The organism is Luteibacter sp. 1214, from assembly GCF_031455395.1.
Taxonomy (GTDB): domain Bacteria; phylum Pseudomonadota; class Gammaproteobacteria; order Xanthomonadales; family Rhodanobacteraceae; genus Luteibacter; species Luteibacter mycovicinus.
In genome coordinates, this window is the sequence record NZ_JAVDSQ010000002.1 from 350,046 (window position 1) to 364,822 (window position 14,777).

Genomic DNA, 14,777 nt, shown 5'->3' on the forward strand with positions numbered 1-14,777 from the left:
GTCTCCCGCCCGTCCTCATGCGTTTTATCGCTCCCTCGGTTCTCGCGCTTCTTCTCGCCCCGGGCTGGGCCTTCGCTGCCACGGTCACCGTCGACGAGACGGCCCTGCGTCAGCGGCTTCTTCGGCTCCCGCTGGCACCGCGCCCCGGCACCGATGTCGTCCTTCCACTGGCGGACGGTCGCGCGCGCGTCTTTCATGTCCGCGATTCCGGCACGTTGCCGCGCGGGCTGGTGAAGCGATTTCCCGGCCTTCGCAGCTTCCGTGGCGAGGATGACGAAGGCCGCACGCTTCGTCTCGACCTCTCCCCGCGCGGTATCCGGGCGAGCGTCCGGTCGGGCAACACGGAGTGGCTCATCCGCCCCGGCGACACGTGGAAGAGGGAGCCAGAAGACTTCCTTGCCCTCGGCAACGCGAATACGCCAGTCGCCAAAACGGGTGGCGCCGCCCAGACGCGGCAGGCACCCACCGAGGCGGTCACGCCCCTGAAACGTCGGCGGAGCGCGCGCCAGGGAGGCATCGTGCGCTACGACTTCCGGCTCGCCGTCGCCGCGAGCAGCCGTTACGTCGCCAGGAACGGCGGTACCGTCGCCAGCGCGCTCGCGGAGATCGTCCATCTGGTCAACCGCGCCAACGAGGTGCTCGAAACCGACCTGGGTGTCCATCTCACCCTGGTGGATCGCAACCATCGCATCGTCGTCGCAAACGCGCGTGGCGACCTGTTCGAAACGCATGAACCCGGCCCGGCGGCCGTCACGCTGATCGACCGGGAAATCGGGTCGCGTCACTACGACATCGGCCATGCCTTCAGCACGTTCGAGGGCGGCGACAGTCATGTCGGCACATCGTGCAGCGACGCACGCGATGCGGACTTCTTCGCCACGCACAAGGCCGCCGCGTGGAGCGGACATGGAGACCCGGCCGGGTCATCGCATGCCTTCGGCTATTTCATGCACGTCCTCGGACGCCAGCTCGGCGCATGGCCGACCGCCGATGCGTGCCGACGCGCCACACTCGACGACAGCGCCGTGGAACCGGGTGGCGGCAGCACGATCATGGGCTACGCCACGTCGGGCTGCGGCACGGAAGACCACTGGCTCCAGCCTCGCCCGGGCCTGTACTTTCACGCACGAAGCATCGAGCAGATCCAGGCGTGGCTCGGATCGCGCGGCGGGCGTTGCGCCGGGCGACGCCTGACATCCGCCGTCGCACCCTGGATCGATCCCGTGCCGCTGGCCGAAACCACCGTGATTCCGGCGCGTACGCCGTTTACCCTCGACGCCGCCGTGGAAGCGGCATCCCCCGGCGATCGCCTGACCTATACCTGGGAGCAGATGGATGCGGGGACAGGGCAGCGGGGGCCGCTCGTCGACGACGGGAAGGGGCCCTTGTTTCGCTCCTTCGCCCCGTCAGCGACGCCGCAACGCACCTTCCCTCGTCTTCCGGTGCTGCTCGGTGACGAGCGGGCGAGTCCGGGAGAAACCTTGCCAACCACATCGCGCGACCTGCATTTCCGCCTGACGGTGCGTGACAACGCCGGCGCGACGGCCACGCTCGCCAGCGCGGACAGGCGGGTGCGGGTCGTGGATACGGGGCGCGCTTTTGCGATGGCGGCACCGGCCGCCGGGATCGTTGCCGTCGCCGGTGGCGCGCTCGACATCCGCTGGGACGTGGCGGGCACCACGGAGAAGCCGATTTCCTGTCACTTCCTGCATGTCGACCTCTCGGTGGATGCCGGCTCGCACTGGCTTGAAACGCCGCTGGCCACGGACGTGCCGAATAACGGCTCGGCGACAGTGCGGCTTCCCACGGAGGTGACGAGCGATGTCGCCCGTCTTCGTCTTCGTTGCGACTGGCGACCTTTTTTCGCGGTATCGCCAGGCCCTTTTGTGATCCGCGCGCCGTGACGCGAAGGCCATCGCTTAGCGGTCTATCGGGATTCCCCTACAGATGTTGACCACGCACGTGTGGCGTCATGGAGCATCCACCCACATCGCATCTCGACGCGTCCCCACGCGAAAAGGAATTCCATGTCCCTGCACTCCCCTCCCCGACGCCTCGTACTCTTCACGGCCGTCACTGCGCTGCTATCCGGCCTCCCGGTCGTCTACGCCACTCCTCAGGCGCTCTGGTCGGACGTGACGCGTGCTGGCGCAAGTGCCCGGTCAGCGGCGACGACCAGCTCTCCCGTTCATCAGCGACGTGTCGCACTGCGCGCTGACGGTCTGGCCGCCTTCGGGCAAGCGCGGGCGGTCGGGCGCAGCAGCCAGACCGCGCAGACCATCGAGCTTCCTTTGCCCGTTAGCGGCGCCACTCGCTTCACCCTCGAGGACTCGGGCGTACTGCCCCCCGGACTGGCCGCGCGCTTTCCCGGGCTGCGCAGCATGATCGGTCGCGATGCCGAAGGGCGCACCGCGCGTATCGACATCGATGCGGCCGGCGCGGTGCATGCTCGTGTGACCGATCGCGCCGGCGACTGGATCGTTCAGCCCGAAACGCCGGTAAAACGCGCCCCCGGGGCTCGCTCGCGACATTCCCCGGCCATCCACGTCGTATTCCGGCGAGCGGATGCACCCGCAGGTCCCGCTTTGCGCGAGACAACGCCGCACGGCGGCGGCCTTCCCACCGCCGCGCCGGGAACGCGGGCAGGCAAGGCACGCACCGGCAGCGGCCAGCTCCTGCGAACGTTTCGCATCGCCATGAGCGCCAGCAGCGACTACGTCGCGAAGATGGGCGGCACTGTCGAGGATGGCCTGGCCGGCGTGGCGAAGGTCGTCAACCGGCTGAACGCGATCTACGAGAACGACCTGGGCGTGCATTTCCAGCTGGCGGAGAACAACGACCGACTCATCTTCGCGGATAAGGACACGGACCCTTTCAAAGGTCTCGGGGACGACGACCAGCTCGTCCTGCGCAACGCCGCCGTCGCCGCGCAGACACTGGGCCGCGAGAACTATGACGTCGGCCATCTCGTGCATGCTGTCGCTTCCGGCACCGCGGGACTGGCGGGACGCATCGGCAACACATGCCTTAACGCAACACGCACGATCGACATACGGCCGGGAACGAAAGTCACCGATCAGGACTACGAAGACGGTGGCGCGGATAAGGCGGCAGGCATGACGGGCAGCGCCGATCCCTTCGGTGACACGTTCCATGTGGATTACGTCGCCCATGAACTGGGCCACCAGTTCGGCGGACAACACACCTTCAACATCGCCGACTCCGGGTCGGATCAGCGCGAGCCCGATGCAGCGGTAGAGCCCGGCGGCGGCTCCACGATCATGGGCTACGCCGGCATCACGTCCGCCAACCTGCAGACGCGCTCGGACGATTACTTCCACGGCCGCAGCATCGGAGAGATCCGCGCGTGGCTGGATTCCGAAGGCGGATCGTGCGCCGCCACCCGCGTCAACCCGATCCGCACCCCGATGGTCGACACCAGCTACCCGTCCTATGTGGCGGTCCCCGCGCGGACACCGTTCGAACTGACAGGGGCACTCAGCTACGTGCACGCCGGTGCCACACCTACGTACACGTTCGAGCAGATCGACCGCGGCCGCGCTCAGACCACGGCCGAACTCACGGATACCGGCAACGGACCGCTGTTCCGGTCGCGACGCCCCACTGCCAGCGGAAGCCAGACCTTCCCGGCGACCGGGGTGCTGCTTGGCAAGGAGCCGATCGGTCGCGGTGACACCTTCCCCATGCGCGATCGCACGCTGAACTTCCGGCTCACCGCACGCGACAACCTCGACCAGCTGGCGCACGTCGTCAGCCGCGATATCACGGTCGACGTCGTCGACACGGGCGCCGCATTCGAGGTCGTCGCTCCCCGGAAAAGCGCAACGCTCAGCCGCGGCAAGGCGATCGCCGTGAAATGGCGCGTCGCCGGCACCGACAAGCCCCCGCTTTCCTGCACGAGTGTGGACGTCAGGCTATCCGTGGACGGCGGCGAAAGCTGGCTCGAAGAGAACCTGCTCACCCGTGTGAGGAACAACGGAACGGCGCGCTTCACCATCCCCGGGACCGTCGCGCCAACGATGCGCGGTCGACTGTCGGTTGCCTGTAGCGACACGAGCACGCCCTTCTTCGCCCTGTCGCCCGGCGACTTCCGTATCCGTTGATCGACGCCGTTCAGAGGCCGAGCGAAATTTCCTCGGCCTCGACGCCCGCCATGTGGATGTGATTCACGAACAGCGAGAAGGCCAGCTTCCCCGCCAGCCCGTGCACGTGCTGCATCCACGGCGGGAGATAGCGCGGGGCCGCGATGTCGCCGTTCGCGAAGTGCGCTTCGAGGCTCATGACGTCGTGCAGTGCCAGTTTGCCGGCGAAGAGGTTGCGCAGCAGGTCGAGGCGGCGCTGCCGCAACGCCCAGCGAAAAAAGGTGTGCACCGCGAGCAGCCCGGTCAGGTAGACGTTGTCCTTCGCAAACGCCGAGCCGCCGCTGAGCGGCACGCCACGAAAGACGCGCTGCGCCGAGTGGAAACTGTCAGCGACGTTCTGCCCGCACTCACGGAAGTACCGGAACACCTCGACGAAATCGGCACCGTTCAGGGCCATGTCGATCGCCAGGATGCGCAGGCTGATTCGCTTCAGCCGCGAGATATCGATGGCGCCGGACATCAGCTCGGCGAACACCGCCAGGCCCTCCTGCGTCGCGGTGACACGTGGCGACGTGCGCGCCAGCGATGCCAGGACCGGCTGCTCGCGACCATTCAACGCGGTGAGCGAATGGACGAAGGCCTCATGGGCCAGCAACTGGTGACGATCGTATTCGGTAAAACGGATACCACCGCGCAGACGGATGCGGGTCGCGCCGGCCGCCGCCTTCGCGGTCAGCTCCGGATCCACCTCGACGGAGATGGTGCCTGGCGAGAAGAACGCGTCCAGCTGGGAGGCCATGTCGCGGCGCAGCTCTTCCGCGGGGATGTTGCCGGTGGCGTCTTCGGTTTCAAGGTCCGCGCCCAGTTCGTCCGCCAGGTCCACGAAATAGCGGGCGGCATCCAGGTTGCTGCGGTTACTGCCCGGTATGGCATCGCCGGGGCGACCGTAAAGCGCGACGGATGCCTGCGTGACGCCGTCGGTGCCGGCGGACTCGAGCATCTGCGTGGCGATCCGCCACGACTCGGCCGTGCGCCGCAGGTAGTCGGCGATCGGATGATCCTCGGACGCTTCGGCCTCGATCGCCTCCAGCTCGGCGCGCGTGTCGCCCAGTCGCGGCGGGTGGTAGGCGATGGTCGGGATCGAGAGCCGTCCGGCGCCAAACTCCGCGATCAGGCGTTCTTCGACCGAGGCGGGCCAGGAGACCGTGGGCAGGATACGGATGGCGCGGACGGCAGCGAGCAGGCGCTGGTCGAGCATCGCGTACCGCCGCATCTCGGCAGAGAGGTCAGACGGGGCGGCGTAGGCGTGCATGGGGGGCGAGTTTAGCGCGAGGAGATGTATTTCTCCCGGCGAATATGCTGGACGGGCAGACCATGGTCTTTCAGTGCCGAAAACGCGGCATCGACCATGTTGGGATTGCCGCAGAGGTAGGCGATATCCCCCTCGGCGCTGGGCTCCAGCTCCGCCAGCATGTCCTGAACGTAACCCAGGCGGTCGTGCGGACGCGGGCTGGGACGGGCGCCGCGGGACAGGCAGGCGTGAAAGGTGAAGCCCTCATGTTTGCGCGCGAAGGCCTCGAACTCCTCGCCGTAGAGCAGTTCACCCTCGTTGCGGGCGCCGTAAAGCAGCACGAAACGGCAGCCGCGACTGGCGATCAAGGCCTCGATCTGCGGCAGCATGGCCCGGTACGGGGTCACGCCGGTGCCCGTGGCGATCAGGATGTAACGCGTGTTCCGGTCGCCGTCCATCAGGCAGAAGCGGCCGTAAGGGCCGCTGGCGTCCACGGTCTGGCCGTGTTCCAGGTCGCCCAGCAGCTTCGTCGCCGCCCCGCCCTCGACATAGCTTACGGCGATCTCGATCCGCTGAACCGGGCCGCTGCCGTCACCCACGCTGCCGACCGAGTAGCTGCGCTTGGTCGCCTTGCCGTCGTCGTAGTGGAAGTGGACCTGCAGGAACTGGCCCGGGACAAAGGCCAGCGGCTGACCGTCCACCCGCTCGAACGACAGGTGCCGGACCGAGGGGGCAAGCATGAAGCTGTCGGTCAGACGGAGCTCGAATTGTTCGGCCATGGAAAGTCTCTGTTGACGCCAGGGAACGAGGGGACCCGGCAAAGCCCGGTATAATAGGCGGCTTGTCATCCCGGCGCAGCCCATGACCATCCCCGCTCTGCACGTCACGAATCTCCGGAAAACCTACGGCAACGGCGTGGAGGCCCTCAAGGGCATCTCCCTGACCGTCCAGCCGGGGGATTTCTTCGCCCTGCTCGGCCCCAACGGCGCCGGCAAATCCACCCTCATCGGCATCCTGTCTTCCCTGGTCAATTCGACCTCGGGCGACGCCGAGATCTTCGGGGTATCGATCCACAAGCACCGCAGCGACGCGATGCGCCTGATCGGCCTGGTTCCCCAGGAGATCAACTTCAACCAGTTCGAGAAGCCCTTCGACATCTGCGTGAACCAGGCCGGTTTCTATGGCGTCGGCCGGGCGGAAGCCCGGGTCCGCGCCGAGAAGTACCTGAAGGAGCTGCGCCTGTGGGACAAGGCGCACCTGCAGGCGCGTACCCTGTCCGGCGGCATGAAGCGCCGCCTCATGATCGCCCGCGCGATGATGAACGAGCCCAAGCTGCTGATCCTCGACGAACCGACGGCCGGCGTCGATATCGAGATCCGGCGCTCGATGTGGCAGTTCGTCTCGGGCATCAACGAGGCCGGCACGACGGTGATCCTCACCACGCATTACCTTGAGGAAGCGGAACAGCTCTGCCGCAACATCGCCATCATCGACCAGGGCCGCATCGTCCAGAACACGTCGATGAAGAGCCTCCTCGCCACCCTCGACGTCGAGACCTTCGTGCTCGACGTGGCCAGCGTGCCGGCCAATCTGCCGACCCCGGCCGGCGTGGTGCTGCGCGCGCTGGACGACCACACCATCGAAGCCGAGATGTCCCGCTCGCACGACCTCAACTCCCTGTTCGCCACGCTTTCCGGCCACGGCGTCACCGTGACCTCGATGCGCAACAAGTCCAACCGGCTGGAGGAACTCTTCGTCCGACTGGTCGAGCACGGCCGGGAGAACGCGGCATGAGCGCCTCCACCAACCTCGTCGCCCTGGGCACCCTCGTCCGTCGCGAGATCATGCGCATCATGCGTATCTGGACGCAGACGCTGATTCCGCCGGCCATCACGATGACGCTGTACTTCGTCATCTTCGGCAAGCTGATCGGCAGCCGCATCGGTGAGATGCATGGTTTCACGTACATGCAGTACATCGTGCCGGGTCTGGTCATGATGAGCATCATCACCAACAGCTACGGCAACATCTCGTCATCCTTCTTCGGCGCCAAGTTCGGCCGGTACGTGGAAGAGATGCTGGTGTCGCCGATGCCCAACTGGGTGATCCTGCTCGGCTACGTCATCGGCGCCGTCGTGCGTGGCGTGGTCGTCGGCGCACTGGTGCTGCTGATCGCGCTGTTCTTCACCGACCTGCACGTGTCCCATCCGATCATCACCTTCCTGTCGGTCGTACTGGGTGCCACGGTGTTTTCGCTGGCCGGCTTCGTCAATGCCGTATTCGCGAAGAAGTTCGACGACATCGCGCTGGTCCCGACCTTCGTGCTCACCCCGCTGACCTACCTGGGCGGCGTGTTCTACTCGGTCGACCTGCTCGGCCAGCCGTGGCGCTCGATCTCGCTGGTCAACCCGATCCTGTACATGGTCAACGCGTTCCGCTTCGGCGTGCTCGGCGTCAGCGACGTGCCCATCGTCACGGCGTTCATCGTGATGATCGTCTTCGTAGTAGGCCTGTCGGCCGTGGCACTGCGCCTGCTCAGCCGCGGCGTCGGAATGCGTTCGTAAGCCGATGCGCGTCAACAAGTACATCAGCGAGGCGGGACTCTGCTCGCGACGCGAGGCCGACGAGCTGCTCATCGCCGGCCGCGTTACGATCAACGACGAAGTCGTGAGCACGGGCGCCAAGGCGCTCGACGGCGACGTGGTCAAGGTCGATGGCGAGGTGGTGGTCGCGCGCACGCTGATCGCAAGCCCGTCCAGAAGCCGCGGCGTGTACATCGCACTGAACAAGCCGGTCGGTATCACCTGCACGACGGACCAGACCGTCGACGGCAACATCGTCGACTTCGTCGACCATCCGCAGCGCATCTTTCCGATCGGTCGGCTGGACAAGGACTCCGAAGGCCTCATCCTGATGACCAGCAACGGGGACATCGTCAACGAGATCCTGCGTGCGGAGAACAACCACGAGAAGGAATACCTCGTGGCGGTGAACAAGTCGGTGACCGATGAGTTTCTGCGCGGCATGGCCAGGGGCGTGCGCATCCATGGGCAGATGACCCGGCCGTGCAAGGTGAGGAAGATCGCGAAGTTCGGTTTCGCCATCATCCTCACGCAGGGTCTGAACCGGCAGATCCGCCTGATGGCCGCCGAGTTCGGCTACCGGGTGACCCAGCTGCGGCGCGTGCGCGTCGTCAACGTGAAGCTGGGGCACCTGAAGCCCGGCCAGTGGCGGAACCTGACCGAGGCCGAACTGAAGGGCCTCCTGCCCTCGCGGACCCAATGGTAGGTAGTTTCGCCTACGACGCATCAGCAATGACATCCGTGCAGGTGTGATCCCTCGTGGTGGACGCATACGCGGTGAAATCGGCGGCGCTACGTGCGGCTCCTGTGAGGATGCCATGCGCAAACTGTCGGACGAATACGGCATCGAGGTCAGGGTCAGCCACATGTTCGGCTCCACGGGTGAGCCGCTACTGGCCCGTGACGTGCTGGACAGCGCGCGCCGCCCAGATTCGCCGCGACCTGAGTCCGCGCGCTCTCGACCGGACGTTCAAGGGCTTTTCGTGGCGGCGGCGGTCGTTTCGCCTGGGTCCACCGCGCCTGCCCCGGGTCTCGGAGGGTTCGTCCACGGAAGACAACACCGTCTCTGCGGAACCGTCCGCCGCGCCCGGATGCTGACAGGGAGGGCTACCGGGGGACGATGTGCGATCATGCCGCCATGGATACCTTTGCTTCCCTGCCCCTAAAGCCCGCCCTGCTCTCCGCCATCGACGGCCTCGGCTACACGTCGATGACGCCGATCCAGCGGGACAGCCTGCCGCCGATTCTGGAGGGCCGCGACGTCATCGCCCAGGCCCGCACCGGTAGTGGCAAGACGGCGGCGTTCGGGCTGGGGCTGCTACAGCAGCTCGACCCCGACGAAATCCGCCTGCAGGCACTCGTGCTGTGCCCCACCCGTGAACTGGCCGACCAGGTCAGCAAGGCGCTGCGACGGCTGGCCGTGAACATCCCGAACGTGAAGCTGCTGACACTCTGCGGTGGCATGCCGCTCGGCCCGCAGCTGGCGTCGCTGGAACACGATCCGCACATCGTCGTCGGCACGCCCGGCCGGGTGCAGGAACACCTCAAACGCGAGAGCCTGCACGGTGGCGGCATCAAGATGCTGGTGCTGGACGAGGCGGACCGGATGCTCGACATGGGCTTCGAGGAAGCCATCGACGACATCGTCAAGCGCATTTCGAAGCACCACCAGACCCTGCTGTTCTCCGCCACGTATCCGGATGACATCCGCACGATGAGCGGACGCGTCCAGCGCGACCCCGTCACGGTCACCGCTGACGAGCCGCACGACGTCCCGACCATCGAGCAACGCGTGGTCGAGGTCGAGCCCGCGCAGAAAGCCGACGTGCTTGCGCGCATCCTGTCGCACGAAAAACCCGATGCCACCCTGGTCTTTTGCAACATGCGCAAGGACACCGAGAGTCTGGCCGCTGAGCTCGACCGGCGTGGCTTCACGGCGCTCGCCCTGCACGGCGATCTCGAACAACGCGATCGCGACGAAGTGCTGGTGCGCTTCGCCAACCACAGCTGCTCGATCCTCGTGGCGACCGACGTCGCCGCGCGAGGACTCGACATCGCCGCGCTGCCGCTGGTGGTGAGCTACGACATCGCGCACGACGTGGATACGCACACGCATCGGATCGGGCGCACCGGTCGCGCCGGTGCCAACGGCATGGCCATCTCGTTGGCGAGCTCCCGCGAGTTGCCGAAGATCAAGGCGATCGAAGAGCGTCTCGGCGGCACGATCCCGCGGCATCCGGCCCGCGCGCAACCTGAAGGGAAGAAAGTCCTCAACCTCGCACCGATGAAGACCCTGGTCATCGACGGTGGCCGCAAAGACAAGATGCGGCCCGGTGACATCCTCGGTGCGCTGACCGGCGACGCGGGCCTGGACGGCAAGGACATCGGCAAGATCGACGTGTTTGCGACGCGCGCATACGTGGCGATCCGACGGGATCTTGCCAACCGGGCGCTCGAGCGCTTGCGCGCCGGGAAGATCAAGGGGCGCACGTTTCGCGTACGCCCCCTGGGTTGACGGCTCGCTCAGTCGGCCACCTCGCCATCCCCCGGCGTGTCGATGCATGCGACTCCAACCCGGGCATCCGGCGACTCGGCCGACTGGTTCAACAGGTTCAGCTGCCCCCCATTGACCGCCACCTCAATGGACGTCAGATGCTGGTGCCGGAGACGGTCGAACGCCGTATATGCCGCGCTGCCAAAACCGAGAAACGAGACCCTCACAGTGATGTTACGGCGGTCCGACAGTGCCTGTAGTGCCGCTTCGCAAGACGCACAAGGCTCCTGACTCGAGAACCCATAGAGCTGACCTCCCGCCGGAACGCGACCCGCCAGAATGTCGCGCTCGATGCGCTGGGCGACCTTCAGCTCCGCGTCGCGCTTACGCTGCTGCGGAAAGTTGTCGCCGGGAACGGGAGACACGGTCACCGTACTCGTGTTGGGCCGTGCATCGTGCCAGGCGACGATGTCGGCGCCCTGATGCGTGAAGAAACTCCGGTAGGACCTGGGCGCACGAACGCCGGCCATTCCCGTGTTCGGCTCGTTATGCCCCGAGCGTGCGTGATACACGCGCTGCATCGACCGGCCGTTGACTGTGTACTCGTAGGTGAAACTGACGAAAGTGGCCGTCGCGAACTGCCGCGAGAATGCCGCGAACTGAGCGGTGCTGGGTGTGCCGCCGTCGAGCACCGTTACATACCATTCCTGAGCCGGTCGTATGTGCGTCTGGAACGATGCGAGGATTCGTGCGTTGACGCTGCCCGTACCTACCGCGTCTACGCGACGTTTCAATACGGGTCCCGCTACGGACCAGGCCGACGCGAACAGCAAGCCGATGGCAAGAAGATAAGCCCCAAAAAGCCCGTAACGATGTTTCATGGCAGGGACCTCCGGCAGATGAGCAGGTTGGCTCGTTCGACGAGACGGTAGAAGGTGATGTCGTGACTGCCCGAGGCGTCCCCAGCGAGCGCCATCTGTGCCTCGACGACCTCGACATGGTTCGACCAGTCCAGCGCCTGGTTCGTGTACGCGCCCGCCCAGGCGGGACGGACGTCGGCAAAGGTGTCGATCAGGCGCGCCGCGACGTCGAAGCGGGAGAATGCTTCGGGCGCCTGCGCCAACTGGTGTGCGCGAGCGGCGCGATACCATCGATAGACGGCCCGGTCGGTTGCGTCGGTAAAGCAGATGGGGCGCGACAAGTCCTCGGGATTGTCGCCCGATGTCGTCGGATCTCGCTGCCCGTCGGCCAGACACGCCGTATAGAGGGGCGGTTGCGACGCGCGATAGGCGGCCGCCACCCGGGCGATGCGCAGGGGAGTCGGCAGTTCCCGCTGAGGTACCGCATTCGAGCCTTCGGCATTTGCCCGGCCCGCATTCCATAGCGACAGTTCCAGACGCAGGACATCCGCGAGGTAGGCGAGATCGGCGTCCGGAATATCCGCGAGATTATCGGCAGCCTCGAACCGTCCAAGCGCATGCGCGTTGACGCCCAACATGCCGTGGTCGTCGACCGGTGTGGTGTCGACCCAATGCCGGAGCACTTCCAAAGCCACGGCCATCTCCGCCGTGATCATGGAGAGCTCCGTGCCGCTGAGCTTGTATGCAAGATCGAAGTAACGCCGCCGCACACCCGCTTTTTCCAGGTTGGCGGAAACCAGGGGATGATGTGCGGTGATCGGAAGTCGTTGCGGATACCCGGGAAGGACCTGATATCCGATGAGCGCCTTATCGAAGCCCAGGTCCCATGCGATCTTTCGTCCGCTGGAAACATCGGCGGGGAAGACATCGGGGCGTGGCGGCTCGCCGGCGATCCTGGAGAAGAGATGCGGATGCAGGTCGCTGTATATGGAGCCCGGGTCCTTCAGATACTCGCTACGCCAGGCGACATCCGCCTGGAGAGGATGAAAGTCGCCGAGGCTCTGCGCGTCCATCCTGGCGAGCGAGTGAAACGTCCACGCCTGAAACGCGTCACCGAGTGACGGGGGCGAGTGGAATCGCTCCGCCGTTGGCGTAGCGACGGCATGGGCGGACGCCAGCAGCAAAAAGACGATCGTCCTCCCGTGGTAACGATGAACGCGCCGCGGTGCTTTGAGGTGTCGTTTCATTCGGCGACCTCCACCTGCGACGTTCGCATACACGTCGGCACTGGCGACGCCCCGGAAGAAGCAGCATACGGGCGGTTCAACGAAGTGCCATTCAGCGCTGCATAAATCGACTCGATATACTGCTTGCGAAAGTTCTGAAAGCGTCGATGAGCGGAACCACCCTCGACGTAATGAGTGACTCTGACCGATATCCCCCATCTGTCCGAGAGCATGCGCAAGGCGCTTTCGCAGGCCCCGCAAGGGGCTGCGCTGCTGAATCCGCGCAATGTTCCGCCCGAAGACACCAGACCGTCACGAATATCGCGCTCGATCTGGCGGGCGATCTTACGCTCGGCATCGCGGCCCGCAGGAAGTCTCTCGCGGTTCCACACTACCGTGTCTGCGGACACACGGGAAAAGTACGACGCGTAGGGCGCGGCGCGTCGTGAAGAAGGCAGGGCACGCCACGGGTTATTGGCGCCGGAACGACCATGGTAGACGTGCGTCATGGCGTTTCCGTCCCGGTTGTATTCGTAGGTAAAACTGACGATGCGATCGGTCTCCAGCGACTGGCCAAAGCGATCGAACGTTTCGCGAGCCACGGGTCGCCCATGAAAGGCATCGACGTACCATTTCCGGGCCGCATCGGCGTGCGCGTCGAAAGACGCCAGGAGCCTGGCCATGACACCCGACCTGAGAAAGTCATCCTTGAGCGGCTCTTTGATCACTTCCGCCGCTCCGGACGAATCAGCCAGGGAAACCAAAGCAACAAACAAGCCGCCGATGGCGAGTTTTCGTCGACGAAAGGTCATGGCTCACGACTCCGGCAGATGCGCTGATTGGCGCGGGTTGTCATGCGCAGAAAACCGGCCTCATCGGACGCCATTGAGCCAAGCGTCTGAGTCGCGACCAGTTGCGCCTCGATGATTTCGGCGTGGACCGCCCAGTCAGCCGCCTCGTCGGCATAGGCGCCGGCCCAGACAGGACGAACATCGGCGAAGTGGGCGATCAATCGCGCAGCCTGGTCGAAATGGGCAAAGTCGTCGGGAGACGCCGCAAGCTCGGTGGCACGCCTTGCCCGATACCAGCGGTACACGGCACGATCCGTTGCATCCAGAAAGCAGATGGGCCGATCGAGTCGTTCCGGTGTGAGGCCCGCTTGCCCCGGATCATGGCTACCGTCGGTATGGCATGCGGAATAACCGGGTCGGCTGCCATGCCAGGCTGCCGCGGTTCGCGCCACGCGTAGTGGCGTCGGAATGGCGATGGCGCCATTGATGTCACCCGGGGGAACGCCCAGTTGGGCCACTGTGAGTTCCGTTCGCAGGATGTCTGCCAGGTAGGAAAGGTCTTGTTCGGTGAGATCGGCCAGCGTGGTCGCGGACCAGAAGTGCGCGAGCGTGGCCCGGCGAATGCCGTACCGCTCCGGATCATCCATCGAGTCCGACCATCGGCTGAGCGTTCCGATGGAGAGCGCCAGCTGTGCGCCGAGCGTCGACAGTTCGGCGCCACTCAAGGCCATCGCCTTTTCGAGTATGTCCGGCCCGATATCCGCCTTGAACAGGTTGAAGCGCGCGTTATCGTCAAACGGTTCGACGTGATACCAGCCAAACGGCTGCGAGGTGACCTTGCGCATATCGGTGGGCAGCGCCTTATACAGCCCGAGATTCCAGGCGATCATTCGATTGACACCGGCGTCGATCGGGAAGGATCCAGACTCATCACTCTGCACCCGGGGACTCCGGGGCCAGACAAGGGTTGGATGCAAGCCCGTACCTTCGCTATAAGCCAACCCCTCGCGCGGGTTTCCTGTCCGGGGGATGTACTCGTTCGCCGCCAGAGCGACGGGAGCGGCGAGGTCGCTGTAGATCGAGTCGGGCGTCTCCAGGTATTCACTACGCCAGACCTCATCGGAGTGAAACGGAGATCTCGTTGTCGGACCGCCCTGCCCCGCGCGTTTCAATGAAAGCAGGGTCCACCGGGCGTGATGATCGCCGCGGATGAATTCCTCGTGGATGAGCCCCTGACTTCGGGCATCCGCGACGGACGCCGCCAACAGCGCAAGCAGAGGTACGCAGGCTTTCGCCGCTGTGACGACCTTCATGGTCGAGCGCATAAATGACCTCCTTGGTAGAGGCGGTCATTCCATCGATTTTCGTGCGAACGGACCATCGGGCGAGCCCGCGGAGAAGTGTAGGCACGACGGTGCAACCAACGAGGT

At 65.4% G+C, this 14,777-nt stretch carries 12 protein-coding genes; 6 read left to right on the forward strand and 6 right to left on the reverse strand.

Translation table 11 applies throughout. The annotated features are described in order from the left end of the window. Nucleotides 1–17: 17 nt before the first annotated feature. Together J2X57_RS06220 and J2X57_RS06225 are read left to right on the forward strand one after the other, a co-directional pair. The gene (locus J2X57_RS06220) at nucleotides 18–1,904 is read left to right on the forward strand and encodes a reprolysin-like metallopeptidase (protein ID WP_309864950.1); all 1,887 of its coding nucleotides are present in this window, start codon (nucleotides 18–20) and stop codon (nucleotides 1,902–1,904) included. Nucleotides 1,905–2,027: 123 nt separating this feature from the next. Beyond that, nucleotides 2,028–4,124: a reprolysin-like metallopeptidase gene (locus J2X57_RS06225; RefSeq protein WP_309864952.1), complete on the forward strand. Its 2,097-nt coding sequence runs from the start codon at nucleotides 2,028–2,030 to the stop codon at nucleotides 4,122–4,124. 10 nt (nucleotides 4,125–4,134) lie between these two features. Here J2X57_RS06225 and J2X57_RS06230 read toward each other — a convergent pair whose 3' ends face one another. Together J2X57_RS06230 and J2X57_RS06235 are read right to left on the reverse strand one after the other, a co-directional pair. Continuing rightward, nucleotides 4,135–5,361 (reverse strand): flavohemoglobin expression-modulating QEGLA motif protein, encoded by a 1,227-nt coding sequence (locus tag J2X57_RS06230; protein ID WP_308847495.1) that lies wholly within the window; start codon nucleotides 5,359–5,361, stop codon nucleotides 4,135–4,137. Between the two features lie 65 nt (nucleotides 5,362–5,426). After that, on the reverse strand, nucleotides 5,427–6,173 hold the full coding sequence (locus J2X57_RS06235) for an FAD-binding oxidoreductase (protein ID WP_308851618.1): 747 nt from the start codon (nucleotides 6,171–6,173) through the stop codon (nucleotides 5,427–5,429). An 82-nt stretch (nucleotides 6,174–6,255) separates the two neighbouring features. Here J2X57_RS06235 and J2X57_RS06240 point away from each other — a divergent pair, with 82 nt between their 5' ends. From J2X57_RS06240 to dbpA, 4 genes are all read left to right on the forward strand, one after another. Continuing rightward, the gene (locus J2X57_RS06240; protein ID WP_309864955.1) at nucleotides 6,256–7,188 is read left to right on the forward strand and encodes an ABC transporter ATP-binding protein; all 933 of its coding nucleotides are present in this window, start codon (nucleotides 6,256–6,258) and stop codon (nucleotides 7,186–7,188) included. Further along, the gene (locus tag J2X57_RS06245; RefSeq protein ID WP_036109874.1) at nucleotides 7,185–7,958 is read left to right on the forward strand and encodes an ABC transporter permease; all 774 of its coding nucleotides are present in this window, start codon (nucleotides 7,185–7,187) and stop codon (nucleotides 7,956–7,958) included. Before J2X57_RS06240 ends, J2X57_RS06245 begins: the two co-directional genes overlap by 4 nt. A gap of 4 nt (nucleotides 7,959–7,962) precedes the next feature. Further along, entirely contained in the window at nucleotides 7,963–8,682 is a 720-nt protein-coding gene (locus J2X57_RS06250) for a pseudouridine synthase (protein ID WP_036109873.1), read from the forward strand. A 432-nt stretch (nucleotides 8,683–9,114) separates the two neighbouring features. Then, nucleotides 9,115–10,491 carry an ATP-dependent RNA helicase DbpA gene (gene dbpA / locus J2X57_RS06255; RefSeq protein ID WP_036117031.1) on the forward strand — a complete coding sequence of 459 codons (1,377 nt, stop codon included), beginning with the start codon at nucleotides 9,115–9,117 and terminating at the stop codon, nucleotides 10,489–10,491. 8 nt (nucleotides 10,492–10,499) lie between these two features. Here dbpA and J2X57_RS06260 read toward each other — a convergent pair whose 3' ends face one another. Genes J2X57_RS06260 through J2X57_RS06275 form a run of 4 tightly spaced genes read right to left on the reverse strand, consistent with a single transcriptional unit; the run spans nucleotide 10,500 to nucleotide 14,672 of the window. Continuing rightward, on the reverse strand, nucleotides 10,500–11,351 hold the full coding sequence (locus J2X57_RS06260; RefSeq protein WP_043696225.1) for a hypothetical protein: 852 nt from the start codon (nucleotides 11,349–11,351) through the stop codon (nucleotides 10,500–10,502). After that, nucleotides 11,348–12,577: a hypothetical protein gene (locus J2X57_RS06265; protein WP_156128584.1), complete on the reverse strand. Its 1,230-nt coding sequence runs from the start codon at nucleotides 12,575–12,577 to the stop codon at nucleotides 11,348–11,350. The genes J2X57_RS06260 and J2X57_RS06265 overlap by 4 nt, the downstream gene beginning before the upstream one ends. After that, nucleotides 12,574–13,368 (reverse strand): hypothetical protein, encoded by a 795-nt coding sequence (locus J2X57_RS06270; RefSeq protein ID WP_309864962.1) that lies wholly within the window; start codon nucleotides 13,366–13,368, stop codon nucleotides 12,574–12,576. The genes J2X57_RS06265 and J2X57_RS06270 overlap by 4 nt, the downstream gene beginning before the upstream one ends. Then, nucleotides 13,365–14,672, reverse strand: coding sequence for a hypothetical protein (locus tag J2X57_RS06275; RefSeq protein WP_309864964.1), 1,308 nt, complete (start codon nucleotides 14,670–14,672; stop codon nucleotides 13,365–13,367). The genes J2X57_RS06270 and J2X57_RS06275 overlap by 4 nt, the downstream gene beginning before the upstream one ends. Nucleotides 14,673–14,777: the final 105 nt, after the last annotated feature.